Raw genomic sequence first — 25,096 nt, forward strand, 5'->3', positions numbered from 1 at the left:
ATGGCACTTTTAACTCGAAAAAACTATCGCTGTTTATTTACAGCTCGGCTCGCATTGATAACTGCTGGGTTACTGGTAACTCTACTTAGCGGATGTACCACAACCGAAGTACGAACCACTGCATTTACCCCCCTCACCATTGAGGACAAAAATATTGCGGAAGATCGCCTGCTGGACGTCGGCGTTATCCAGTTCGATCCCGGTATAGACACTGTTGAAGTTGACGAAGACACCCTGGTCTTTCCCGAATTACGCCAGGCTGAGTCCCGCTTTATGGCAGTCACCCTGGCTGACTCATTGCAGTCCAGCCTGGGTTGGGGGGCAGTGAGAGTTATCCCATCTGCCCGCACCAATATTGATGTAACAGTTTCTGGAAAGATAATCCAATCCGATGGTGAAATTCTCACCATGGAAGTGACCGTTACCGATTCCCGTGGTCAACGCTGGTTTACCAAGGAATATTCGGAATACGCTTCTCACTACGCCTATGATCGTAAGCACCCCACCGAAGGAGATGCCTTTCAGGGAATCTATAACCGGGTTTCCAATGACATGTTGAATTATCGACAAGGGCTATCCAATCAACAGATTGCTGAAATCCGCACTATCTCTGAAATGCGTTTCGCCAGGAGCTTTTCCCCCGAAGCCTTTACGCGCTATCTGCAGCAAAGCCAGGAAGGTATTTACTACCTGAGCGCTTTACCTGCAGAAAATGATCCTATGTTGCAGCGAGTACGAAAAATCCGTGAGCGCGATTATCTATTTGTGGACACACTACAGGAATACTACGGAACTTTTGCCAAAACCATGGAAGTACCCTACCAGGAGTGGCGAGCACGGAGTTATGAGGAGGTTCGGCAAATGCGCGAACTCAAGCGTAAAGCCCGCAACCACACCATCATGGGAGCCGCGGCCATTATCGGCGGTATCGCCGCAGCCGGTGCAGGAGGAGGCAGTGCCCAGGCTGCGGGACAGGTAGGTATTGGTGCTGGCGGTTATTTAATTAAGAGCGGCTTTGATCGTCGCGCAGATGCCAAGATGCATCTGGAAGCTCTGCAGGAATTGGGAGACTCGATGGAGGCTGAAGTCGAACCACAAATTGTCGAACTGGAAGATCGCACCGTCACCCTGAGCGGCACAGTAGAGAACCAATATCGTCAGTGGCGGGAAATCTTGAAAGAAATTTATGAAGCCGAAACAGCGTCTTCCGAAACCAGTATATGAAGTGCAGACCTTATCGAGGTAAACCGGTCAGATTTTAACCCTTAGCAAGCACCCAAGATCTTCACTGGGTAACTTAATAAAATGGCGGAATCACTATGCAGCACCGCAATAACACCAAGGAAGATTCAACTCCGATCGAGCCCGCAGAGTTTAGCTTTGGCGGTGAGGAAGCTCGCATCCCCAAAAAAACCAGCCCTAAAACTGACAAGCCGGAAAGGGAAAATTCATACTGGCCTTTTTTGCTGGGGGCAGTAATGCTCAGTGGCTTGGTAGGGGTTTTCTGGGGACTTCCCCAAGTTGTGCAAGCTCCAAAATTACAAACCGATAAAACCGCTGTTGCCAAAACAGTAAATACACCAGAGGAAAATCCTGCACAGGCATCCCCCTATTCCGATGCTGAAATCATGCAGCAACGCAGGGATGTGCAAAAAATTCTGCAAGATATTCTCGCCCTTAAAGAGGAGCTACAAGAACGTCGAGTTGAGTTATGGGCATTCGAAGATTACTACTCCGCTGAAGACCTAGCTCTAAAGGCTGATAGCCTTTATCGAAAAAGGCAATTCATGCAAGCCCTGGAAAAGTACCGGGAATCCTTACAAGCACTAGAGACATTGCGTGACAGTATTCCCGAGCGAATTGAGTTACACCTTAGCGAGGGTAAACGTGCTTTGGATATAGGGGATAAGGATTCTGCACTAGATGCATTTAATCTAGTACTTACTATCTCTAAAGATCACCCAAGAGGTCTCAAGGGACTTGAGCGGACCGATAAGTTACCCTCTGCCTGGTGGAGATATATTCAGGCAAAAGACGCCTACTCCGATTCCGACCTAGACCAAGCTAAGTCATCTCTTGAGCAATCACTCTCGGTTGACCCTGAGACTGTTGAAGCTCAAGCATTACTGGCAAGGGTTGAAATAGAAATCACTGAGAGAGACTATCAAAAGGCTATGTCTTCGGGCTACGCAGCGATTGCCGATAAAAATTACACATCCGCTAAACAATTCTTCAATCAAGCACAAGCATTAAAGCCTACTGCTAAAGCACCGACCATCGGCCTACAACAGGCAAAAAATGGTATGGAGCGAGAGAAAATTAATAAACTACTGAGCTTGGCACGCTCACAGGAAAAAAAAGAAGATTGGCGTGATGCTCTCAAAAGTTATACGGCCTTGTTGAAAAAGGATAGTAGCCTGGTTGCTGCAGTTACGGGGAAGGCGCGCTCTTCTGCCAGGGCCAAATTAGATGATCAGTTACAAGAATTACTCAAAGACCCCCTTACCCTTAGTGAAGGTAAGCGCAACCACTTTGCCCGCACTGTCTTAGCCGATGCACGTAAAGTAAACGGTCAAACACCACGCTTAGTTCAGCAAATAGAAGACCTAGAAAATGCGCTTACCCAAGCTCTGATACCTCTACCCGTTCGTTTCAAATCCGATCGTAGTACCAGTGTCACGATTTACCATGTTGGACGTCTGGGTAATTTTGAGCAACGAGAAATCGCCTTAAAACCCGGTCGCTACACAGCCATTGGTACCCGCGATGGGTATCGGGATGTACGGCGTGAGTTCATTGTAAAACCCGGAAAACCTGTCACCGAAGTGGTCATTCAGTGCGCAGAGAAAGTAAACGGCGCTAATAATAGCTGAAGACAAGAACCCCTGAGCGAGATGAAAATCCAATAAAGAAGATATTCGCAAGGGGCAAATCCTGAGATGAATCAGAAGATTCATACACAGGAAAAGAGGTGTTCTGTGACAAACGGCTCGCTGATCGCCAACCCTCCGGTGGCAGCGAGCTAAGCTTTATTTCACACAAAAAAACATCCAACCCAGCCTTGGTATCGTCTGCGCTTTAGCGCGTATTTCATCGGTGCCAGATTATTGCGATAACTCCATAACGACACAGCAATAGGGAAGTGTAAATGGCAGTGAAAGAGGCGGTCTCAGTTCGCGATAATGAACCTGTAGTCGATGACTCACCTCTCATCGAACCTATAGGTTTCACACCGGTTCAAGTCAGCTCTAACCGTGCTCGCCTGTTCCTGTCCAAGCGTGCACTGGTAGTAGCGGCCTGCCTGTTATTAAGTCTCTTGGCGCTGACCTACTTAGTCATCGCCCGCTCCCTCATATTTGAAACCGTGCCTAACAATGCAAAAGTCAATATTGATGGCTTTGCCCTGCCACTGGGAGATGGACATCTGGTGCTTCCCGGCAACTACAGTTACACCATCAGTGCAGATGGTTATTTATCCAAGAGTGGTGAAGTTGAAGTCGGCAGCGATGGGCACAGCCGCCATGCAGTGACCCTGGATAAGCTGCCAGGCCATCTGCAAGTTGAAACAGACCCCCCGGTTCCAGTCAAAATAATAATTAATGGCGGTGAAGTGCCCAATACAAACGGACTGGTGGAAAATATACGCCCAGGTTCCCTTCGGGTAACAATTCTCTCCGATCGTTATCTCCCCTATACCCAAGTAATCAAAGTCGAGGGGCTCGACAATACTCATCGCTTGCAAGCAAAACTTCGTCCAGCCTGGGCCAATATACGTATTAGTAGTAATCCCCCAGGTGCCACTGTCACCTCCAATGGAAAAATTCTTGGTACAACACCTCTCAATACAGAGCTGGTGCAAGGGGATAGGGTTGTCTCCATCTCCCTACCAGAACATAAAACTGTCGATGTCCCGATAGCGGTTACCGCCGGTGTGGACCAAGCCCTTCCCACGGTAAATTTGGGCCCAGCCGATGGACTGTTACGAGTTGTTTCAATTCCCGAAGGCGCCAGTGTAACTGTTGATGGGGAGTTCCGCGGACACACTCCTCTTGAACTTGAATTGTCATCAGGAGAAGCTCATCGATTACGCTTTTTTAAAGAAGGTTACGCCTCTGTAGTACACACCATAGACCTTTCCGCCGGAATGGAACGGGATCTCAGCGTTAACTTAAACGCCGTGTACGGTAGGGTATTTGTAACGAGCGTACCCACTGATGCAGAGGTTTATATTGATGGGCAATATGCGGGTAAAAGCGGACAGTCATTCAACCTCCCAACGAAAAGTCACAAAATTGAAGTGAGGAAGAATGGCTACCAAGCATTTGATACCAGAGTAATCCCAAGCGACAAGCTGGAGCAGACGGTACGCGCAGTATTGTTGACCAAAGAGCAGGCTCGCTGGCAGCAGGTTCCGGCATCCTATCAACATGGCGCAAATGGAACCATGAAGTTAATGCGCCCCAATGCTGTATTCACTATGGGGTCCTCACGACGTGAACAAGGGCGCCGTGCCAATGAGGTGATGCGCCAAGTCGCTCTCAATCGTCCTTTTTATATCGGAGCCACCGAAGTCACTAATGGAGAATTCAGACGCTTTAAACGTATGCATACCTCAAGGCATGTGAATGGAGTTAGCCTGGATAATGACAACCTACCTGTCGTCAATGTCAGTTGGGCCGATGCGGCTTTATTTTGCAACTGGCTCAGTGAACGTGAAGGTCTTAACCCTGTATACCTAACCGAGCGCGGCAAAATAGTTGGGTTTGATTCAGCGGCAGATGGCTATCGTCTTCCCACAGAAGCCGAATGGGCCTGGTTGGCACGCTATGATAAGGGCACCATGCGTAAATACCCCTGGGGCAATGAACTACCTATCGGCGCCAACTCTGGTAACTATGCCGACAGCCACGCTGCCAAGCTGGTCCCGGCAGTATTACGCACCTATAGCGATCGCTATGCAGCCACAGCTCCCGTCGGCAGTTACAGTCCAAATCCTCTTGGTATATACGACTTGGGTGGCAATGTTTCTGAGTGGATTCACGACCTCTATACCATTGGTACCGGACTCTCATCGCGCCTGGAAGAAAATCCGATTGGCCCACAGGATGGCGACTACCATGTAATTCGCGGCTCCAGCTGGCGTCATTCAGGGTTAACCGAACTGCGTTTATCTTACCGTGATTATGGCGAAGCTCCCCGCAATGATATTGGATTTAGGGTCGCGCGCTGGATTAATTAAAGAAGGAGTGAAGATGTTCAGGATCATTTTAATACTCATCATTCTTTTACCCTCTTACTTATTTGCCCAGGAGAAAGAAGATACCAATGAGATGACCGTTGCTCAGGCGAACAAGGAGAAAACAGAAAAAAACAAACGCAAGGGCAATCGTTCAGATGATTACAAGTCTTCAGAAGAAATTTCTGAAGATTTATCTGTTTCTTATCCTGTGGATATTTAAAAGAGAAGCCGCCAAGGGCACCATCATGAAATTCAAATCCTCAGACTTTGTGTTCCAGATTTTTGCTCTGCTGGGATCTATTATCCTGGTTCACGCCATTTATGTTGCCATCATTCGCCCTAACGCAGATGCCTTGATAGAAGAACAGCTTGCACGGGAGGCAGCAGGAGAAACCTACGTTCAGCAACGTTCCATTTATATTGTGATGAAAGACTACGAGCAGGAAGCTTGCTTTGTACTGATGCTGTGGGCCATGGCAATCATGGGCCTAAAGGCACACCGCAGCATACGCGAGCGCAAACTGCTCGATAAAGCCCTTCTTAATATCAGCGAAGGCACACCTATATTACCCGAAGACACTCGCGACCTGTCCCGTCCCATACAAGCACTACCCGAAGAGGAGCGAAGTTATCTCGTGCCAAGAGCACTGCTCACCGCGCTACAAAGATTCGGTTCTACCAAAAATGTGGCTGCGGTTTCCAATTCGGTGAAAGAAGTGTGCGAAACAGAGGGCGATCGGCTCGACTCGGAATTAGCAATGGTGCGCTATATCACTTGGGCAATTCCCTCGATCGGGTTTATCGGAACCGTGCGCGGCATCGGCGAGGCACTTTCTCAAGCCCATAAAGCAGTAGAGGGTGATATTGCCGGGGTTACCGTAAGTCTTGGGGTCGCCTTCAACTCAACCTTTATTGCCCTGGTGATCAGCATTGTCATTATGTTTTTTACCCACCAGTTACAGCTTATGCAAGAAAGACTGGTCTTGGATACACAGAACTATTGCGATAACCGCCTGCTGAGATTTCTCAAAATCAGCTAGCCGAACTCAAAATTATCATCTCGGATATTCGCCGCGAGGAATACTCCATGGGACAAGGTGTCCTTGAAATCAATGACTGTGGTTTAAGAGTTTTTATCGATACCACGGAAGTTCTGGAAAGCCCCGGTATTGCGGTAATTGAACCGGGACGTATTCACATAGGCACCGCAGCGCAAATGCGTGCCCGCAGTCACCCCACCCAAGTCAACAACCAGTTTTGGCGAAGGCTGAGTTTAGAATCTTTAAAATCAACCAACCAGCGCTGCCGCCACCATGCCGATCTTGCCTACTGCCACTTACAAGAAATATCCGAACACTGTGATCTTCCCGAAGAACTGGTGCTAGCAGTACCAGGCAATTTTACCCGCGAGCAATTAGCGCTGTTACTCGGGATTATTAAAGAAAGCAATATGAATGTGGTTGGCCTGGTTGACTCTGCCAGTGCTGCTATTGGTGACTTGGCCCCCGCTGGATTGCAAATGCATGTAGAACTACAACTACATCAAACTCTCGTTTCCCGTATTTCGGTGGATAACCAAGCCACCGTAAAATCATCGGAGAGTGTTGCAGATGCAGGCCTATGTCATTTTCAAGAGGCCTGGGCAAGAGTTTTCACGGATGCTTTCGTTATGCAGTGCCGTTTTGATCCACTGCACTCTGCAGAATCCGAACAGCAACTCTATGATTTGATGCCCCAGTGGGTCAGCCGCGCAATGAGTCAGGGAGAGGTTCTTGCAGAGTTAGATGATCGTACGGCAAAAATATCTTTGCGCCAACTTCAGGACGCTACAGCTCCTATTCTTTCCCGTGTTCGGGCAATGATTGAAAACCTTGCAGATAGTGGCAGTGTGAGCTTTATATCCCATCGCTGGGCAGAAATTCCCGGTGGTCTGCAGATAGCCCAGCGTATGCATCTACTATCCAGGGACAGCACTGCCCAATCTATTAAGAATCGCTGGAAAGAGTTGCGCAGTACTGACTCTGCTTTGCGATTAGTGAGCAGTGTCAGAGCCGCCCCGGAAAGTGAAATCAGCCTGCATTTAGAGGCACCTTCAGAAGCCGTAGCCACACATCTTTTATATGGCCATCGCGCCCTTGCCGCACAACAACCACTATTTGTTTTCTGGCACGAAGATAAATTTCAGGTTACTCCCACCCCTCCTGAGCACCCAGCAGCGACGGTTACCAACCATGCGGGGCGTCTTGCATTAAGAGTAGATGCGGGAATTCGTCTGATGCTTAACGGTGAGGAAATTGCAGCACCGGTTAACCTAAACGCCGGAGATAAGATCGGAATTGCGGATCGCCATGACGTCATAACTGCAATCAGTGTGGAACGCTATGAGACGTAAACAGCGTCGCTTTTCTACTTTCAGCTTATCTTTTCTAGACATCATGTCCTGTGGATTTGGTGCGGTTGCACTGATTTTTCTAATTATCAAGCATGGCTCCGATCACGAAATCGAAGTAGAAACTGAGGACTTGAGCGCTGAAGTCAACCTGCTACAAGAAGAAGTTGAAATTGGGGAGGAGCACCTTGTATTGGCGCGCAACACCTTGGATATCGTCAGCGATGAACTCGCAGAGGCACAAGGACTTGCACGTCGTATACTCGAACAAATAGAGGAGGTAAAAGGCAATATTGCCGAAGTGGACAGTATTGATGAAAAGGAAGACATAAAAAGATTACAAGACAAGCTCAAAAAATTAGAACAGGCCAAAAAGGACTTGGAGGAAGAAAATAAGAAGCTCGGTAACAATGTGCGCAAATATAGTGGAGATGGTGACCGTCAGTACCTTACAGGGCTGCGACTTGGTGGTAATCGCATCCTGATTTTACTTGATGCCTCTGCTTCAATGCTCGGTGATGAACTTATCAAAGTTATTCGCGCCCGCAATATGTCATCAAGGGTTAAACGTCAGACAGAAAAATGGCGTCGGGCCATCAATACCGTTTCCTGGCTCACCGCCCAGTTACCACCAGACAGTCAGTACCAGATCTATACTTTCAATACATCTTTTCGCGCCGCAATCACCGGGACGGAAGATCGCTGGCTCAATGTAGATGATCGTGACCAGTTGGATAAAGCAATCAAACAATTGGATGAAATCGTGCCAGAAAATGGCACTAGTTTAGAAAGGGTATTCAATGCCATTCACGCCATGACACCTTTACCCGATAACATTATTTTGATCACCGATGGCCTGCCTACACAAGGCTTGAAGCCACCCAGAAGTGCCACTGTCTCAGGTAGGGAACGCCGTAATTTATTCAAACGTGCGGTTAAAGTGCTTCCCAAGAATGTTCCGATCAATATTATTCTCACTCCAATGGAAGGCGACCCTTTCGCGGCCAGTGAATACTGGAAACTGGCCATGCAAACTCAAGGATCTTTTCTCGCCCCATCAAGGGATTGGCCATGATTGGTTCTTCAAAGAAAAAGCGCCAAGAAGAATTCAGCATCTCCTTTCTCGATGTCATTTGCTGTGGATTTGGCGCTATTGTATTGCTGTTAATGATTGCCAAAACAGCCGAGCCCATTGTATTGGAAGAAGCGGAGATAGATCTGGAGGCTCAGGTTATAGAGCTTCAAGAACAAATCGCAGAAATTCGTGGTGAAACCACCGTCCTCAACCGGGACCTCAACGCCAAGCGCGAGCAGATTGACATTGAGCGCAAGCGCATTGCCAATCTACGTGGAGAACTTCAAGCTCTGCAGGCCGTCTACGCCAGTAAAACGGAAGGACAAAGCCAGGAAGGCAAGTTGAAGGGTGAGTTGACGATCGCTCTTCAGACGATGACCGAAGAAATGCGTCGCCTACTCGGCGAAAACTACCAGCGTAAAAATAATGTCATAGGTGGTATACCAGTCGACAGTGAATACATTCTTTTCATTATCGACACCTCCGGCAGTATGTTTAACTATGGTTGGGACCGCATGATGGCGGAAATGGTCAATACTTTAGACCTGTATCCCAACGTCAAAGGTATTCAGGTAATGAATGACATGGGGGATTACATGTTTTTCAATTACCGCAACAAGTGGATCCCCGATACCCCTGGACGTCGCCAGGCGATCCTCCAACGATTAAAAACATGGAACCCTTTCAGTAACTCTAGTCCTGTAGAGGGCATACAAAAAGCCGTGCGTAGTTTCTACGATCCCAGTAAAAAAATTAGCATCTATGTATTAGGTGATGAATTTACAGGGAAATCAATTCGCAATGTCATGTTGGCTGTGGATCGAGTCAATGCCCAACATGGAGAGGGTAAACGCAATATTCGCATCCACGCAGTAGGGTTCCCAATACAGTTTTCCAGGCCTCCGCATTTGCAAACTACCGGATTACGTTTTGCCGCGCTGATGAGAGAACTAACCTATCGTAATGGTGGCACTTTTGTTGGACTTAATGATTTTCGCTAGCTGATTGTTATCAGGAGTCATGCATGAAGCACAGGATAAAGGAGACACCCACATTTCATCTGGCGATTGTGGTTTTTCTCTCTCTAATGGTTACGGCCTGCTCCCATACGGTTCAGGTTGAAGGAAACTATCCCGCCCCTGTAGGTCATCAATTTCCACTCTCCGTGGGTATCTATCTGAGCGAGGATTTCAAAAATTATACCTATCAGGAGGATAGTGAGGACCGAGAGGAATGGAAAATAAATACTGGTAGAGCACAGGGAAATCTATTTGAAACAGTTCTCCGCTCTATGTTTGTCAATACTATCTCACTTTCTGAATACCCTAAGGATGTCCCCGCTAATGTTGAGCTTGTTATAGTTCCGGAAGTCCGTGAACTTCAGTTCACCATGCCCAGAGAAACAAGAGTCAATATTTTTGAGGTGTGGATCAAATATGATATGAACGCCTATGACTCCCAGGGAAACCAAGTTGCCAACTGGGTGATCACTGCTTACGGTAAAACACCAACCGCCTTTTTACAGTCCCAAGAGCAGGCCTTAACCCAGGCAATCAATATTGCTCTTCGCGATGCAGGTGCAACCTTATATACAGGTTTCGAAAAGGTTCCCGAGCTACAGGCATTTCTCTCTGGCAGGATTAGATCTGCGTCATTACAGGAATTTAAAGTAAAGTCCCCACAGGCTGAATAGAGGGTTTCATCGTGTTCAAGCCATTAATTGTTATATCCCTGCTCATCCTTAGCGGATGCACCACTGTAGTTATTGATGAATACAGACGTAGCGATGGTGAACTTGCGGCTGGGGATTCCGTGGTGATATTAGGGCGCCGCCATTCCAGTGATTACGAAACAGAACCCAATCTTATCGACTGTGTCGGCAGAGAATTACACAATCCTGAGATGGGGGTTAATATTATTCCCGAAAAAGAGTTTGTCGATCTTATGTATCCCTGGTTCGAGCCAAGAACCGCCCCCATGCATGTGCGTTCACTCGATCGCCTTATGGAAAACAAAGAGGTCCGTGAACGAATGGAGTCTTATGGGGTGAAATACATCGTCTGGATAGACGGCTCCACAGAAACCACTGCCAGTGCCGGCTCTATAAGCTGCACAATCAGTACTGGCGGAGCTGGTTGTTTCGGTTTCGGTACCTGGGATAAGGAATCTGATTATGAAGCATCAGTATGGGATTTTCGCGATCGAGAGCTGTCCGGAAAGCTGAGCGCAGATGCCAAAGGCACATCTTATATGCCCGCCATCGTAATACCAATCCCCCTGATCGCACGGGTACAAAACAATGCTTGCAAAGGGATGGCCGTGCAGCTACAGCAATTTTTGGTACCCGCAGCTGGCACCAGTTCTTAAACAATAAATAAGCAGGGAGGCAGGGTTAATGCAATATTTATTCCGGTGGTACGTCTTTTTATTGGTCTTTGTATGTACTGCATGTGCATTCAACCCGGCCACCAACCGGCCCGATCTGGTCTTGATGTCCGAGGATAAAGAGATTTCTATCGGCAAAGAAATGCATGAAAAGCTGATCGAAAGCACCCCTATCTACCAGGACCCAGTACTCACCGCCTATGTTGACCACGTAGGGCAAAAAGTAGCGGCAGCCAGCGATAGGCCCGACATCAAGTATCATTTCACGATTATCGATAGCCAGGATATCAATGCTTTTGCCCTACCTGGAGGCTATGTTTATATCAATCGCGGCCTGCTGACTTACCTTCACTCTGAAGCAGAAATGGCAGCTGTACTCGCCCATGAGATAGGCCATATCACTGCACGCCATGCCGTTCGTCAAAAGACCGCTGCCACTGGTGCCAGTGCCGCATCAGTATTATCTGTATTGGTAACAGGCAGCCGGGTTGTTGGTGATGCAGCAAATCTCTGGAGTACTGCTGCGGTGAAAGGCTATGGGAGGGAAATGGAGTTGGAGGCAGACCGCTTTGGTGCGCAGTATATGTTCAAAGCCGGTTATGATCCCACCGCAATGCTCAATGTAATAGGCATACTAAAAGATCAGGAAATCTTCGCCCGCAGACGGGCGCGTGTGGAGGGTAAAAAACCGCAGACATATCATGGCGTTTTTTCTACTCACCCACGCAACGATATTCGTCTACAGGAAGTAGTCAAGGCCGCAGGTACCCTACCTGAAGAGAGCAAGGATGTTAAAGTAGCCTATTACCGTGAAAAAACTGATGGTCTTGTTTACGGTGATAATGCCAGGCAATCCAATAAAAATCGTTTTAATCATAAACGTTTAGGCTTCTCACTGCTGTTTCCTGATGGGTGGACAGTAGCCAATCAACGCTCCTCCATCGTAGGCACCGCTCCTGACCAATCAGCAACAATTACGATTAAGGTCGCTAAGCGTGAGGGGAATCAACCCGCAGATATGGCCTTGCGTGCGCAGTACGATTTACGCAAGCTGGAACAAGATGAAGAACTAAATCAATACCGACTAGAGGGACACACAGGTAAAGTCCCACCACTTGAAAAGAATAATATTGATCTAGATCGAGTTGCAATTATCTACTATGGCAGCCGTCAATTTATGCTGGAAGGTAAAGTGGCCAATGCATCATCGCAGAAAAAGGATGATCTTGAACATTATGACACACTGTTTTTAACCAGTATTCGCAGTTTCAGACCCTTGCGGGAAACCGATATTGTAGAGAAGGATATAAGACGACTGCGCTACGTAAAAGCTACAGAAAAAACTACCTTTTCCTCCCTGGCACGACACATGGAAATTGGTGAATATGCTGAGGAACAGCTGCGACTTCTCAATGGTTATTATCCTCGGGGCGAACCAGAGCCCGGTGAATGGATCAAAATAATCCAGTAAAAAAGCTACCACCTTTCAATTATTCTTGGCATTTGTAGCAATATTCTGTATACCTGAGAAATACCGTATGGAAAATTAAATAATAACTTACGGAATTCACTATACGTGCAGAATTTTTCATTCTTCATAGAGACCCTTTGGTCTACCTTACTCACAATTGAAGAACACTCTATGCCAGCAACATCAGTGGTGTATGGATACTTTAATTAAGTGCATAGAAACATATTCACAACTTATGCACAGTACAATGTATTCTTTTTATTCTTCATTCATAGCAAGGCATAAATATCGATCCGCACAACCCTATATAGATCAAGTGCTAAAAACCATAATAATAGGAGCTTTAAATGAACGGCATGATGATGCAGTCACAACTTACCCTAACCGGTATCATGCAGCACGCCTTGAGTAATTCACCCAATAGTGAAATTGTCTCCATTACTACGGATAATCCTCAGTTTCGCTACACCTACAAAGAGGCCTTTAAACGCTCTGCCCAACTTGCCCAGGCCCTAGCCAGACTTGGAGCTAACAATGGAGATCGTATCGGCACTCTGGCCTGGAATGACCATCGTCATTTTGAACTCTACTATGCGACTTCCTGTAGCGGATTTGTTTGCCATACTATCAATCCACGCTTATTTCCTGAACAAATTCATTATATTGTCGAGCATGCCGAAGATCGCTGGCTGTTTATCGACCCAATGTTTGTTCCGCTTATTGAAAAAATGGTTGATAGACTCAACCGCGTAGAGGGTTTCATCGTTTTAACCGACAGGGCTCATATGCCCCAAAGCACTCTACATAATTACTATTGCTATGAAGAGCTTCTCGATAATCATTCTGGCGATTTCCACTGGCCGGAACTGAATGAGCAAAGTGCCGCCGCTCTCTGTTATACCTCCGGCACCACAGGGAACCCTAAGGGAGTCCTCTACTCTCACCGAGCAATGACACTGCACACCTACGGGGTACTAATGCCCGATGTCTTCGCCATACGCCGCGATGAAGCCATCCTTCCCGTAGTGCCTATGTTTCATGTTAATGCCTGGTCCATTCCCTACGCGGCACCTGCTGTTGGCGCTAAGTTAATTTTACCAGGCCCTAAAATGGGTTGTGGTGAAACGCTTAGTAGACTTATACAACAAGAGTCAGTCACCATCGCCGCTGGCGTGCCCACCGTTTGGCTAGCACTTCTCAAATATTTACGTGAAAGTGGAGAAAAGGTCTCTAGCTTGAACCGTGTGGTCGTCGGCGGCTCTGCCTGCCCTTGGAGTATCATGGAAGAGTTTGAAGAAAAGCATGGTGTCTATACCCATCATGCCTGGGGTATGACAGAGATGAGCCCACTTGGTACCTACAATGCCCGCATAGATGAATATTTACCTAGGAATGAAGCCAAGGCCCTGCGCCTGAAGCAGGGCCGTGCGGGGTTTGGAGTAGAAATGCGAATTGTAGACCCTCTCGGCAGCCCCCTTCCTCACGATGGTATTGCTTTTGGCACACTACAGGTAAGAGGCCCTTGGGTTTGCGAACGCTACTATAAAGCCGAAGAGTCTGCGCTCACGGTGGACGGATGGTTTGATACCGGCGATGTGGCCACTATAGACTCTTTAGGCTATCTGACCATCACCGACCGAACCAAGGATGTGATTAAATCTGGGGGAGAATGGATATCTTCCATTGAGCTTGAAAATTTCGCTATAACCCTTGATGGAGTTGCCGAGGCAGCAGTTATAGGTGTCGCTCATGAAAAATGGGCCGAACGGCCACTATTGATCGTGGTGCCAGAGACCGACGGAAAGCTCGAAGCCAAGCAGATTCTCGCCGCTTTTCACGGGCGCTTCGCAAAATGGTGGATTCCTGATGACTGTATTATCACCTCAGAAATCCCCCATACTGCTACGGGAAAAATTAGCAAGAAAGACTTGCGGCAGCAATTTGCACAACACCTCTGGCCTCAAGAAGTATCAGTATAAATTGCCATCAGAAAGGCAAGTATCTTAGCAACCAGTTCAACCGGGCAATAAGCCCGGTTTGCCACTTGAAACCGTTGAGCAAATCTAAATGCCCTATGGTTCACACTATATTTAACCACTTTAGCATTGATATATCTCTGTCATATTCTTTTGCTAGAAAGCTTCCCACACTTATTTGGGATCTCTTGCAAATGTTCAAAAGAATTCTGTCTACCTTATTACTCATTGGCTCTGCCAGTGCAAATATCACCTGTGCTGAAAACAGTACCGCTGGAGCCGAATCCCCCTTGGTTATCGCTCATCGTGGTGCCTCTGCTTACTTACCAGAGCACACTCTCGAAGCAAAGGCCATGGCTTATGCTATGCGACCAGATTATATTGAGCAGGATCTGGTTCTTAGCAAAGATAATCACCTGATCGTGATGCATGATATCTACCTCGATAGCACCACCAATGTTGCAGAGATATTTCCTGGACGAGCTCGTGAAGATGGGCATTACTACACTATCGATTTCACGCTGGAAGAATTAAAAAAGCTCCGTGTTAGCGAAGCTTTCTCAATAGGCGAGGATGGGCCTCAGGCAAAATATCCGCATCGCTTCCCCCTATGGAAATCCAGTTTTCAACTATCCACTTTCGAAGAAGAAATAGAACTCATCCAGGGTTTAAATAAATCCCTTGGATATGAAATTGGTATTTATCCAGAAATAAAAAAACCATACTTCCACCACTGGGAAGGAAAAGATATCGCCACAATCGCTTTGCAAAAACTTAAGGAATACGGCTATAGCGACAAACAACATAAAGTTTTTTTACAGTGCTTCGATGCAGAAGAGTTACAACGTATCAAGTTTGAACTAATGCCCGCCATGGGGATGGATCTTTCCCTCGTTCAGCTTATTGCTGCAACCAGCTGGGGGGAAAAACTGATTGAGATTGATGGCATAATTCAAAATTATGATTACGATTGGATGCTGGAGCCTGGCGGCATGCGCAAAATCACCAGCTATGCCGATGGCATCGGCCCTTGGTACCCCATGTTAATAGAAGTTGAGGATGGTAAGCCAAGGGCCAATAATATCGTCCGCCGTGCCCATCGCAGGGATCTCCAAGTTCACCCCTATACTTTTCGCGCCGACCCGGAGAAGCTTCCAGAGGAATTCGATAGTTTTAACCAATTCCTCCACTTTGCCGCCTACCAACTGCGCGTCGATGGAATTTTTACTGACCAGCCCGATCAAGCTGTCAATTACCTTTCCCGCCCTCACCATAGAAAACGCAGATATTAAGCAAACAAAAAAGTGGCCGCATCAGCGGCCACTTTTTTAATCAAACTTTGAGAAATCTGCAGGGCGCTTCTCCATAAAGGCAGTAGCCGCCTCTTTAAACTCCTCAGAAGTGAGGCGGTCCTGGAAATGGCGACCCTCCTCCTGAATAATCTCCAAACCCTTTTCCTGGGTTGCGCGACGCAATAACTGCTTGGAAAGCCGCACGGCAGCCGGTGCCTTCGCCGCTAGCTCAGCGGCCACCTCTCGGGCCCGAACAATCGCCTGCTCCGGCTCCACCGCCGCATTACAGATACCGATCTCCACAGCTTCCTGAGCACTAAACTTTTTGCCCAATAGCAATAATTCCGATGCTTTTGCGTGGCCGGCAATACGAGGCAATAAGTAACTGGAACCATACTCAGGGCATAACCCCAGGTTGACAAACGGCATTTGGAACAGGGCATCGTGTCCGGCAAATGACAGATCACAGTGCAACAGCATAGTGGTACCGATACCCACTGCAGGGCCATTCACTGCTGCAACCACTGGCTTGGGAAAGTTGTAAAGTGCGCTCATAAACTGGAATACCGGAGACTCCTCACCCTCTGCAGAGCCACCGAGAAAATCTGTCAAATCGTTGCCACTGGTAAAAATGCCCTCGGCACCAGTGAGAATAACTACGCGGATTTCACTATTATTGACTGCACTATTGAGCAACTCTGCCATGGCAGTATACATAGCCATAGTCAGTGCATTTTTGCGCTCAGGGCGATTGATGGTTATTTCCAGGATACGCTCGTTTACCTGGGCCTGAATTTCCGCACATGCGCTTTGCATAATGTTCTCCGGGTTCGAATCATTTAAGACTGATAGACAGCCGCAGCGGCCAAAAAACAGAGCTGTGAGTAAACGCAGAGCTTCTGATAGTGCTTCCGGAATACTAATAGGATCTTGGCCTAAGTGTGCAACCGCAAATAAACAGATTTCCGTTGATTAGCGCGAAATTTCTATGCCTTTCCCAAGGGAAACCACTTTTATCTTATTAGTTAGCACAAAAGGCTTGATAACCGGGTGTATAGCCGCGAGCCGCCTTTGACAGGCGATTCATATTAACGACTATAAGCCCAGAGGCGAGTTCATAACCAACCACATTCGTTGACGGGAATAACCCGGTGGCTCATAGATCACCGAGCTATTCTTTCAGGGCACTTGTTAGGGCTTTAGCGCGGACTCTCTACGCAGAGGCTGGCACATACAGTGAACACCACCACCTCCGGGAGTAATCATGGAGATATCCGGATCAATTACCTCAAGACCATGAGCCCGACACTTCTCCGCGAGGCCAGTATTGGCTTTGGGTAGCATCACTCGATCATTCCCCAGGGCCACCACATTAACTCCCAGTTCCAGTACTTGCGGGAAAGGAATATCGATAATCTCTATATTGCGACTCTTAAACCACTGCACCAGCTCCGGCTCGACGGCATCAACACAGATGGCCGCAAGCTTTTCCGCCAGCATTGCCACCATAACATCGATATGCAGGAAGAAGGGGTCAAACTGGTAGCCCTTTACCTCCCAACCCTCCTTCTCTACCCAGCTCTTCATCTGCGCAAAGCCCTGAGGACTGGTGCGCTCACCAGAATAACCGCACAGAATCACTCCCGGCTCAAGCACCATAAAGTCACCACCTTCCAGAGAGCCGGCGGTGATGACATCATAAATGGGGATATCCAGTTCCGCATACTTCTTAACGATAGGGGCCCACTCCCCCCGGCGCCAAGGGCTAAACATTTGCGTAACAATAGGTCCCCAGGGTGTCATTACCGAAGAATCACGTCCGTAGATCTGATAGGGCAAGCTGCTGTCTGCCGGAATCAAATGGGTAGTCACTCCCGCATGGCGATAGGCATCCAGCATTTCTTTATGCTGCATCTCAGCCACTTTGTGATCGAACTGCATGCCTAAGCGTTCAGCTCGGCGTGCACTGGCATTTCCCGTGCGCCAGCTGAAGTTATCCACCGGCCCGATGAGTACATCGCGCAATACGCCGTACTCCGAGTCCATTCCCCAGTTAGTCAGTGGAGCTGTACCACCGTTATCCTTGCGGTACTTCAAGGTAAATTCACTCATGATCAACCTAAATCTATTGATAGGAACCCAGCCAACCTTTTAGGCTTACCAGGCGTTCTTATTGCATATTGGCTAGTAAGGATAATCAGCCCGCTTCGGCGCTATTTAACATGGCGTGCAACAAAACATTACAGCCCGCTTCCAAGTGGCCTGGCTCAGCCGACTCCGCTTCATTGTGTGAAAGCCCCCCCGCACAGGGAACGAAAATCATAGACACGGGTGCAACCCGCGAGATATAGACCGAGTCGTGCCCAGCTCCAGAAACCATCTTACGATTGCTATAACCCAGGTTTTGTACCGCACTGTCAACCGCCTCAATACAGTCTTTATCAAAAGCCACCGGTGGTGAGAACCACTCTTCGCGTACATCTATAACAACACCGCTGGCCTCTTGCGCCTGCTCGGCTACCCGGTAGAGAGTGCGGTGTAAATGCTCCAACCCCTCCGGTGTTGGGTGGCGTAAATCCAATGCGAGCACTACTTTTTCCGGTACGGTATTGCGGCTACCCGGTTCTGCACGCAAGTCGCCACAGGTAATCCGGGCATCCTCGGAGTAAGCCTTCACTTCCCCATATAGTTCCTCGCACAGCCACGCCATGGCCTGGACAGGGTCGCGACGATCCTCCATTGGGGTGGGCCCTGCATGACAGGGGGTACCAAAGAAGGTCACATCGTACCAGCGGATTCCCTGCACCCCGGTAACGACTCCAATCACTTGATCCTGTTTTTCCAGAATAGGTCCCTGCTCAATATGCGCCTCAAAGGCCGCTTTGATAGGTGCCGGCTGGACCGGTTCAGGACCTAAATACCCAATACGCTCCAGCTCCTGGCCAATGGTTATGCCAGATTTATCCATGCGGCTGTGGCCATAATCGAGGCTAAACTCCCCCGCCCAAACACCGGATCCGACCATGGCTGGGGAGAAGCGAGCCCCTTCTTCGTTAGTCCACACCACCACTTCCAGGGGTGCCTTGGTTCGAACCCCACCCTCCTCAAGGGTACGCAATACTTCTAGGCCGGCCAGCACACCGTAAACTCCATCAAACTTGCCGCCAGTGGGCTGGGTATCCAGATGCGATCCTGTAATCACTGCGGGGAGGTCATTGTCGGTACCGGAACGGCGAGCAAAGATATTCCCCATGCGATCCACGCGAATTTCACAACCGATTTCCCGGCACCAGCGTACAAACAGGTCGCGCCCTTTACGATCCTCATCAGTCAGAGCCTGCCGGTTACAACCCCCAGCAGGGGTTGCACCAATTTCAGCCATTTGCATAAGACTTTGCCAGAGACGTGTGCCATCAATACGCAATTGTTGTGCGGGGTTTTCCATTCAAAAAGCTCCGGGCCTGATATTGAGGATCATATTAATCACTTTGGCAAAAGTTATGTTTTGATCCTTACAGATTAAAGAGAGCATTATTTCGCCGTTGATCAAAACTCGACCAGAATTTACCAAATGACTCTCACTTATAGCTCATACTTGAAAATAGACGAGCTGCTAGGGTGCCAGAAGCCCCATCAGATGGCTCTAAGCACGATGAACCTCTGTTTATTATGAAACACCAGAGCTTCGAGCTCTGGTTTAAGCAGGTGTTACATGAACAGAGCTTCCTGGTATGGCTCTTCAGTTGACTGCGCCTTACATACCCTTAAGCGTGTGGATAAAATTTACCGCACGCTGATTCAATAAGTAAATATTCTTGAAACGCTGGCACTACTGGAGTTCTTATCCTTCAGGGACCGGCTCTCAACCACCAGCGGCTTTCAGTCATTTCAGTTCTGCGAGATAAAGGTTCTGATTGGTATCTATCACAATGATCCCCTGCTGAATGAGATCTGTGAGGGCTGCTCGATATCGACTGTTCTTTACAACAATAATGGTAGAGCGAAGGATGGAAGCAAAGCAGGCACTGGCGGATCGGCCATGAGCGGGCAAAAAGCAATTTTTACCGTTCGCCTTTCCTGCGCTATTGAAGGCTCCCGTTGCGGGGTCTCAGTAATTAGCAGCAGGCATAAAAAAAGCCAGCATATTGCTGGCTTTTTTTATGCAATGCGAAGGCCCGCTCGCTTCTCTCTGGTTTACTTCTCGAAAGGCACCAGGGAAACTTGAATAGCCGGATTCACTTCCTTAGCAGCATCCGCGATCTGTACATAAGTGTCCGCACTCGACTTGTTATGCGCACGTACAATCACTATAGCTTGAGGGTTCTCGGCATACAGCTGCGCGATACGGGCACGAACTGCACGGCTATCAATACGGCTACCAGCAAGACTGATCTCATCGTTGGCGTTCACAACCAGCAGGATGTTTTGCTTATCTGAATCAGGCGGATTGTCCTGGGTCTGGTTCGGATCAGGCACATTTACGTCCAACGCTTTCTCTTTTACAAAGGACGCCGTTACGATAAAGAAGATCAACATGATGAACACTACGTCCAGCATGGGCGTTAGGTCGATATCCGCCTTCTCTTCTTCTACGGCCTTTCCGCGTCGTCTACTCATAAAACACCGTGCTGTTATCAAATACCAAGGGTGCCGGTTTAACCGGTCTCATCTGGTGGGCAAGATTGCCGCGAATCGCCAGGCATTGCAAGTACAACCTATAACCAATAGAAATAACCCTTTAAAATCAATAGGTTATAAAAGCAAACTGAATAATCAGGTCATTTTTTGATCGAAAGATCCGACTATCGCTGCTGCAGATAACGCTGGTAATCCGGTACCTCCCGGTCAAACTCACGCTCCATTAGGGTCGACTGAACAATCATGTCTGCACTACTAGAATTGCAGGCCACGGGTATATTCCAAGCGGCAGCAATACGTAACAGTGCTTTGACATCTGGATCGTGAGGCATAGGCTCAAAGGGGTCCCAGAAAAAGACTAGCAAGTCTACCTTGCCTTCACTGATTCGGGCTCCAAGCTGCTGATCCCCCCCTAGGGGACCGCTCAATAGCTTCTCTACTTTGAGACCGGTAGCTTCCTCTATCTTACCGCCAGTTGTGCCCGTAGCCAGAAGACTGTGCTTCTCCAGAAGATAACGGTGACGAAGACACCATTGTATCAAGGTCCCCTTGCGGTTGTCGTGGGCGACCAGGGCGATCCGTTTACTCGCGGGTAACGCCTTAGAGATAAATTCCATAAGGACCTCAATAAAAAGTAACTCTTCTATATTATCCCAATCACACGGAAGTTGTTCCCTCTACTCCACCCCACGAAGTATTAAGGAATTGCTCCCCACAGAAGTAGGTTCACCTCGGTATAATGGTGAAAACCTCGTACCTAAGTAAGGAGAGAATATGAGTGTAGGAGCCTGGGAGCCACAGGTGAGTGGCCGGCAAGAAGAAAACCAGTGGGAATTCGACCGGGATCAATTGCAGAGGCTTATCAGTGTTGCCGCCTCTGATAACAGCCTAAGCGCAAATCTAAATAAAGATGACTTAAAGGCCTCAAAGCTGATTCGCCTGCCGGCTCAGCAATGGTTAGAAGAGAGCCAACACTGGGACAACGAGCAGTTATGGCAACTCATACGCTTCTTCACCCTTGCAGAAATGGAACTGACCGGCTGGGATGCCGGGGCAGAGTCTGCTGTCATTCCCCTGGCCAAAGAGCTGCGCCAACGCAAAGCACCATTACAAAAAGAACAACTTCTCTGGATTCGTCAACACTCCAATAACCGCTACCTTCCCTACGGGCCACTGTAACCTTTAGATACCAAGACACGGTGATAGAGCCGCAATCCCTTCCTCTATCACCAAAGTCTCTGCTTAAGTTATCAACTCTTTATAAAGAAGAATCCATCTCCAAGCGGTATTAAGATACCTTGAAAACTTTCAGCTAATTCACCGCAATCATCATCACTATCAGAAACCACTGCAAGGGAATATCTTGTTAACCTAGAATTCTCTGCCCAGCATTAAACTGAGCCCCCTAAGGCTATTCATAGCAATGCCTACTTAGGAAGCATACTTTTAGCTCCAGGAAGTGATGACTCTACAAAAGACTCAACCTGTCACTAGATAACAAAGAATTTACTTTAAAGCCTTCATTATCCCAGTTACCCAAGTGAATGTTCTTGAGCGTTTTAACACTCAGCAAATACCCACTAACTTTTTGATACTTAGTTAACAGACCAGTTGAGTTAGTCTGCAACAAAGCGATTAGTTCCTACGACTATTTCAAGATAGCCACAAACACTCAAAACTCAACCAGAATTCAGATCGGCTGTTGGCATCAATGGGAAAATTCTTGGCCAATATCCAGCTTAACCACCGAGCTTTTCTCTTAACTCACCTAAACAGATTAATATCCCCATAAATAAAGAGGCTATCTTATTCATCAAAGCCTACATGTACACGTATAAGAAGTGCCTTACTGATCCGCGACGGCTCAGCTGAACTTTGAAGGTGTTGTACATCACTAACCTCTCGCAGGTGCAGGATAGTAATATCCACGGCTTTCGAAGTTCTTCTGTTAGACAGTGCATCCAGACTAGAGGCCCATGAAAAGAGTGGGCATTTCTCCAGAGCCTGCCACTACTTTTACTCCACTTAAGAAGCCAGAGCTTTTAAGGCATGGTTAGAGTCACTTTCACTATAGTGAAAACAGTATTCAGCCACATTAACTCAGCGCGGTAGGGTTACATCTGATAAAGACTGCAATGATTCATAGTCGCAGGCTCCGAGCTTAAGCATTTGTCGATAACAGTCCGTTAAGTTTTGTTAACTCTTTACTTGCTCAACACACTAACCCCACTACCTGGGTTTGCGCTAAATCGGAACTGTAAGTGCTCTCCAGTTTAATCTCTTATACAAAAACGAGAGTCATCAATAAACCATAGGAAATTACTCAACTATTCACTTGCAATTACACCTTTCAGTTTATGCAACGAGAGTAAAACAAAAGCCTTCTTTACTGCGCAAATACCTACTACGACTCTCTTTTTAGGTCCTCAAATTGAAAATATATAAAAAAAAACGATTTTTTTTACATGAAATAGCAAAATTCCATATAAAACACTTGCATTTAGGTATACAAATAAGCTGCAATTAGCGCCGCTCACTTGGGGGGACTCACTATCAATTGTTTTCTGCCGAAAACAGACGTCTTCGACAGTGCATTTCACTGGGAAGATGGCTGAGAATAATTGATAGGAATGCCCCCATTTAACAAAACAATACATTTGCAGGGAAATTTAAATGGCTACAAAAAAAGTATCCGCAGTCGCCACTAGCGATGTTGCACAGCTGGAAGCGGAGCTGCGCTCCCTTACCGCAAAACTGGAAAGTGCCCGTCTCAAACAAGAGAAGGACCTGACCGCTAAAGTAGAAAAGTTGGCAAACAGTGCCAAGAAAACCGCAGAAAAAGCTAAAGCGACTCAAGAAAAAGTTGCCGCTGTCCGCGCTAAGAAGAAAACCCCGGCCCAGCAAAACCAGCTGAAAAAAGCGCGTGATGCTGCTGCTGCAGCCAAAACTGCCGCTGCAGAGGCCAAAACTGCCGCTGCAGAAGCAAAAGAAGAGCTGGCCGGCATTAAAGCTGCAAACAAGCTTGCAGCTAAAGTAGCCAAAGTCGTCGCTAAAGAAGAAGCCGCTATCGCCAAGAAGCTGGCAACCGAAGAGAAGAAGCAAGCTACAGCAGAAGCCAAAAAAGCTGCAGCTGCTGCCAAGAAAGCTGCCACTGCAGAGAAGAAAAAAGCTGCTGCGGTAAAGAAAAAGCCCGGTCGCCCAGCCAAAGCTGACTCAGCTAAGAAGAAGCCAGGCCGTCCTCCTAAGGCTGCAGCCACTACTGAAGAGCCTAAGAAAAAGCCGGGGCGCCCAAAGAAAACCGAAGAAGCTAAAAAGCCCGGTCGTCCAGCCAAAACCGAAGCTGCCAAGAAAAAGCCTGGCCGTCCAAAGAAAGCAGAAACAGAAGCCGCAGCAACTGAAGCTGCTCCTGTAAAACGCGGTCGCGGCCGCCCGCCAAAGGCAGAAACTGCGAAAAAGAAGCCCGGTCGCCCGGCTAAAAGCGAAGCAGCCAAGAAAAAGCCAGGGCGCCCCAAAAAAGTCGAAGCCGCAGCCCCAGCTGCAACTGAAGCTGCTCCTGTAAAGCGCGGCCGTGGTCGTCCGCCCAAGGCTAAGTAATAAGTAACTCACTTAGCTTGTTCAGCGGGAACAACAGCGCCCGCTGAACCGCCCCCGGCAAGCCCGGGGGCTATCCTTTGTACTCACCGATTTGAACACCAATACTGACCGCGCGTATGTGGTGATCCTTCCCCAAATACAAAATGCAATCGGCCCAGTTAGGCATATCAATTAACAGATTTCGTGTTATCCGTTCATAGTGCTCAATAAAGCGGTCCAGCTCAGACTCCTCCATCCCCGCCCCTGTACGTTTATGTAACTTTTGTTCCTGTAGTTTGCGCCACTCAAAAATTGACTCCATTCCAGGAGCACACAGCATCACCATGATATCCACGCGCTGAAATAGTTCACGATAGATCCCTTCCAGTTGCTGATTAATAAAACGTCTCCAGCTGCCGGAAGTGTCCTCTAACCTCTCCAATGAATTAATAGGCTGAATTGGTGTTATCGATGCCTTAGCGCCGAGACACCATCCCTCAAGCAATACAATATCCACCTTGCCACTATGCACAGGCCAAAGGTTACTGGGCACCCTGTCATCTTTGGATTTATCAAAACGCGGCAGATAAACTTGTGACTGATCTCCAGCACTGCAAAGAGCATCCAGAGTATCTAACCCCAATTGAACATCGTGAGTGCCCGGTACTCCTCGGGTGCGCAAGAGCGGGTGAACCTCTTGGGAGAGCTGCAGCCGTTGGGAATGAGTCAGGTAAATGTCATCCAAAGAAAAAGTACAGCAGTTGAACCCCTGTTTCGCCAGGATCAGGCAAATAAAGTCTGATAACGTTGACTTGCCAGTGCCCTGCCCACCACTAATCCCCACAACCAGGGTCTGCCCTTCCTTGTGTCTTTTCATGAGCCATAAAGCCAATGGCAAGTAATAGGCCTCTATCTCATGAGAAAAATCTGCTGGCAGTTGGTGCTTCTGAATAAAACTACCAATCACTTGCCGTAGACTTGTCCCTGCTAGTTCACGGCTAAGTTTGATAATTTCCTCCGGCCAGCGACATATTCCAGTCTCTAACTTGTTTCCCAAT

Annotated in this window: 21 protein-coding genes; 15 read left to right on the top strand and 6 right to left on the bottom strand. The window is 47.9% G+C overall.

Features of this window, described 5'->3' with window-relative positions; all coding sequences use genetic code 11:
• From ACJJIT_RS16460 to glpQ, 13 genes are all read left to right on the top strand, one after another.
• Entirely contained in the window at window positions 1-1,224 is a 1,224-nt protein-coding gene (locus ACJJIT_RS16460) for a hypothetical protein (protein ID WP_444899083.1), read from the top strand.
• Between the two features lie 95 nt (window positions 1,225-1,319).
• Entirely contained in the window at window positions 1,320-2,873 is a 1,554-nt protein-coding gene (locus tag ACJJIT_RS16465) for a tetratricopeptide repeat protein (RefSeq protein ID WP_444899084.1), read from the top strand.
• A gap of 275 nt (window positions 2,874-3,148) precedes the next feature.
• Window positions 3,149-5,239: an SUMF1/EgtB/PvdO family nonheme iron enzyme gene (locus ACJJIT_RS16470; protein ID WP_444899085.1), complete on the top strand. Its 2,091-nt coding sequence runs from the start codon at window positions 3,149-3,151 to the stop codon at window positions 5,237-5,239.
• Between the two features lie 13 nt (window positions 5,240-5,252).
• On the top strand, window positions 5,253-5,459 hold the full coding sequence (locus tag ACJJIT_RS16475) for a hypothetical protein (RefSeq protein ID WP_444888021.1): 207 nt from the start codon (window positions 5,253-5,255) through the stop codon (window positions 5,457-5,459).
• A gap of 25 nt (window positions 5,460-5,484) precedes the next feature.
• Window positions 5,485-6,279, top strand: a complete 795-nt coding sequence (locus tag ACJJIT_RS16480) for a MotA/TolQ/ExbB proton channel family protein (protein ID WP_252084571.1) — start codon at window positions 5,485-5,487, stop codon at window positions 6,277-6,279.
• 47 nt (window positions 6,280-6,326) lie between these two features.
• Window positions 6,327-7,631, top strand: a complete 1,305-nt coding sequence (locus tag ACJJIT_RS16485) for a hypothetical protein (RefSeq protein WP_444883766.1) — start codon at window positions 6,327-6,329, stop codon at window positions 7,629-7,631.
• Window positions 7,621-8,703, top strand: coding sequence for a VWA domain-containing protein (locus tag ACJJIT_RS16490; protein WP_252084569.1), 1,083 nt, complete (start codon window positions 7,621-7,623; stop codon window positions 8,701-8,703). Before ACJJIT_RS16485 ends, ACJJIT_RS16490 begins: the two co-directional genes overlap by 11 nt.
• Window positions 8,700-9,704: a VWA domain-containing protein gene (locus tag ACJJIT_RS16495; protein ID WP_252084568.1), complete on the top strand. Its 1,005-nt coding sequence runs from the start codon at window positions 8,700-8,702 to the stop codon at window positions 9,702-9,704. Before ACJJIT_RS16490 ends, ACJJIT_RS16495 begins: the two co-directional genes overlap by 4 nt.
• Before the next feature lie 23 nt (window positions 9,705-9,727).
• On the top strand, window positions 9,728-10,396 hold the full coding sequence (locus tag ACJJIT_RS16500) for a hypothetical protein (RefSeq protein WP_252084567.1): 669 nt from the start codon (window positions 9,728-9,730) through the stop codon (window positions 10,394-10,396).
• A gap of 11 nt (window positions 10,397-10,407) precedes the next feature.
• Complete coding sequence (locus ACJJIT_RS16505) at window positions 10,408-11,070, top strand: hypothetical protein (protein WP_444899086.1); 663 nt, start codon at window positions 10,408-10,410, stop codon at window positions 11,068-11,070.
• Window positions 11,071-11,098: 28 nt separating this feature from the next.
• The gene (locus tag ACJJIT_RS16510; protein ID WP_444899087.1) at window positions 11,099-12,559 is read left to right on the top strand and encodes a M48 family metalloprotease; all 1,461 of its coding nucleotides are present in this window, start codon (window positions 11,099-11,101) and stop codon (window positions 12,557-12,559) included.
• 347 nt (window positions 12,560-12,906) lie between these two features.
• Window positions 12,907-14,538, top strand: coding sequence for a long-chain-fatty-acid--CoA ligase (locus tag ACJJIT_RS16515; RefSeq protein ID WP_444899088.1), 1,632 nt, complete (start codon window positions 12,907-12,909; stop codon window positions 14,536-14,538).
• Window positions 14,539-14,729: 191 nt separating this feature from the next.
• The gene (gene glpQ / locus ACJJIT_RS16520) at window positions 14,730-15,827 is read left to right on the top strand and encodes a glycerophosphodiester phosphodiesterase (RefSeq protein WP_444899089.1); all 1,098 of its coding nucleotides are present in this window, start codon (window positions 14,730-14,732) and stop codon (window positions 15,825-15,827) included.
• Window positions 15,828-15,863: 36 nt separating this feature from the next.
• Here glpQ and ACJJIT_RS16525 read toward each other — a convergent pair whose 3' ends face one another.
• From ACJJIT_RS16525 to ACJJIT_RS16545, 5 genes are all read right to left on the bottom strand, one after another.
• Window positions 15,864-16,643: an enoyl-CoA hydratase gene (locus ACJJIT_RS16525; protein WP_252084561.1), complete on the bottom strand. Its 780-nt coding sequence runs from the start codon at window positions 16,641-16,643 to the stop codon at window positions 15,864-15,866.
• Window positions 16,644-17,018: 375 nt separating this feature from the next.
• Window positions 17,019-17,939 carry a dimethylarginine dimethylaminohydrolase family protein gene (locus tag ACJJIT_RS16530; RefSeq protein WP_252084560.1) on the bottom strand — a complete coding sequence of 307 codons (921 nt, stop codon included), beginning with the start codon at window positions 17,937-17,939 and terminating at the stop codon, window positions 17,019-17,021.
• Window positions 17,940-18,024: 85 nt separating this feature from the next.
• Window positions 18,025-19,272, bottom strand: a complete 1,248-nt coding sequence (locus ACJJIT_RS16535; RefSeq protein ID WP_444899090.1) for a Zn-dependent hydrolase — start codon at window positions 19,270-19,272, stop codon at window positions 18,025-18,027.
• 749 nt (window positions 19,273-20,021) lie between these two features.
• Window positions 20,022-20,444, bottom strand: a complete 423-nt coding sequence (locus tag ACJJIT_RS16540) for an ExbD/TolR family protein (protein WP_252084556.1) — start codon at window positions 20,442-20,444, stop codon at window positions 20,022-20,024.
• 185 nt (window positions 20,445-20,629) lie between these two features.
• Window positions 20,630-21,082, bottom strand: a complete 453-nt coding sequence (locus ACJJIT_RS16545) for a methylglyoxal synthase (RefSeq protein WP_444883759.1) — start codon at window positions 21,080-21,082, stop codon at window positions 20,630-20,632.
• Window positions 21,083-21,239: 157 nt separating this feature from the next.
• Between ACJJIT_RS16545 and ACJJIT_RS16550 the strand changes: the two genes are divergently transcribed.
• Both ACJJIT_RS16550 and ACJJIT_RS16555 read left to right on the top strand, forming a co-directional pair.
• Entirely contained in the window at window positions 21,240-21,644 is a 405-nt protein-coding gene (locus tag ACJJIT_RS16550; RefSeq protein WP_252084555.1) for a hypothetical protein, read from the top strand.
• A gap of 1,494 nt (window positions 21,645-23,138) precedes the next feature.
• A complete protein-coding gene (locus ACJJIT_RS16555) occupies window positions 23,139-24,059 on the top strand; it encodes a hypothetical protein (RefSeq protein WP_444888013.1) in 921 nt (306 codons plus the stop codon).
• A 70-nt stretch (window positions 24,060-24,129) separates the two neighbouring features.
• Here the strand turns inward: ACJJIT_RS16555 and ACJJIT_RS16560 are convergent, their stop codons facing one another.
• Window positions 24,130-25,095, bottom strand: a complete 966-nt coding sequence (locus ACJJIT_RS16560; RefSeq protein WP_444899091.1) for a phosphoribulokinase — start codon at window positions 25,093-25,095, stop codon at window positions 24,130-24,132.
• Window position 25,096 lies beyond the last annotated feature (1 nt).

The organism is Microbulbifer mixtoriginis (SeqCode), from assembly GCF_052467515.1.

Bases quoted from the DNA above. Each gene is read 5' to 3' on its own strand.
- ACJJIT_RS16510 (WP_444899087.1), top strand. From the start codon at position 11,099: ATGCAATATTTATTCCGGTGGTACGTCTTTTTATTGGTCTTTGTATGT.
- ACJJIT_RS16530 (WP_252084560.1), bottom strand. From the start codon at position 17,939: ATGAGTGAATTTACCTTGAAGTACCGCAAGGATAACGGTGGTACAGCT.
- ACJJIT_RS16495 (WP_252084568.1), top strand. From the start codon at position 8,700: ATGATTGGTTCTTCAAAGAAAAAGCGCCAAGAAGAATTCAGCATCTCC.
- ACJJIT_RS16550 (WP_252084555.1), top strand. From the start codon at position 21,240: ATGAGTGTAGGAGCCTGGGAGCCACAGGTGAGTGGCCGGCAAGAAGAA.
- ACJJIT_RS16555 (WP_444888013.1), top strand. From the start codon at position 23,139: ATGGCTACAAAAAAAGTATCCGCAGTCGCCACTAGCGATGTTGCACAG.
- ACJJIT_RS16475 (WP_444888021.1), top strand. From the start codon at position 5,253: ATGTTCAGGATCATTTTAATACTCATCATTCTTTTACCCTCTTACTTA.
- ACJJIT_RS16545 (WP_444883759.1), bottom strand. From the start codon at position 21,082: ATGGAATTTATCTCTAAGGCGTTACCCGCGAGTAAACGGATCGCCCTG.
- ACJJIT_RS16480 (WP_252084571.1), top strand. From the start codon at position 5,485: ATGAAATTCAAATCCTCAGACTTTGTGTTCCAGATTTTTGCTCTGCTG.
- ACJJIT_RS16515 (WP_444899088.1), top strand. From the start codon at position 12,907: ATGAACGGCATGATGATGCAGTCACAACTTACCCTAACCGGTATCATG.
- ACJJIT_RS16535 (WP_444899090.1), bottom strand. From the start codon at position 19,272: ATGGAAAACCCCGCACAACAATTGCGTATTGATGGCACACGTCTCTGG.
- ACJJIT_RS16465 (WP_444899084.1), top strand. From the start codon at position 1,320: ATGCAGCACCGCAATAACACCAAGGAAGATTCAACTCCGATCGAGCCC.
- ACJJIT_RS16540 (WP_252084556.1), bottom strand. From the start codon at position 20,444: ATGAGTAGACGACGCGGAAAGGCCGTAGAAGAAGAGAAGGCGGATATC.
- ACJJIT_RS16490 (WP_252084569.1), top strand. From the start codon at position 7,621: ATGAGACGTAAACAGCGTCGCTTTTCTACTTTCAGCTTATCTTTTCTA.
- ACJJIT_RS16470 (WP_444899085.1), top strand. From the start codon at position 3,149: ATGGCAGTGAAAGAGGCGGTCTCAGTTCGCGATAATGAACCTGTAGTC.
- ACJJIT_RS16525 (WP_252084561.1), bottom strand. From the start codon at position 16,643: ATGCAAAGCGCATGTGCGGAAATTCAGGCCCAGGTAAACGAGCGTATC.
- ACJJIT_RS16500 (WP_252084567.1), top strand. From the start codon at position 9,728: ATGAAGCACAGGATAAAGGAGACACCCACATTTCATCTGGCGATTGTG.
- glpQ (WP_444899089.1), top strand. From the start codon at position 14,730: ATGTTCAAAAGAATTCTGTCTACCTTATTACTCATTGGCTCTGCCAGT.
- ACJJIT_RS16485 (WP_444883766.1), top strand. From the start codon at position 6,327: ATGGGACAAGGTGTCCTTGAAATCAATGACTGTGGTTTAAGAGTTTTT.
- ACJJIT_RS16460 (WP_444899083.1), top strand. From the start codon at position 1: ATGGCACTTTTAACTCGAAAAAACTATCGCTGTTTATTTACAGCTCGG.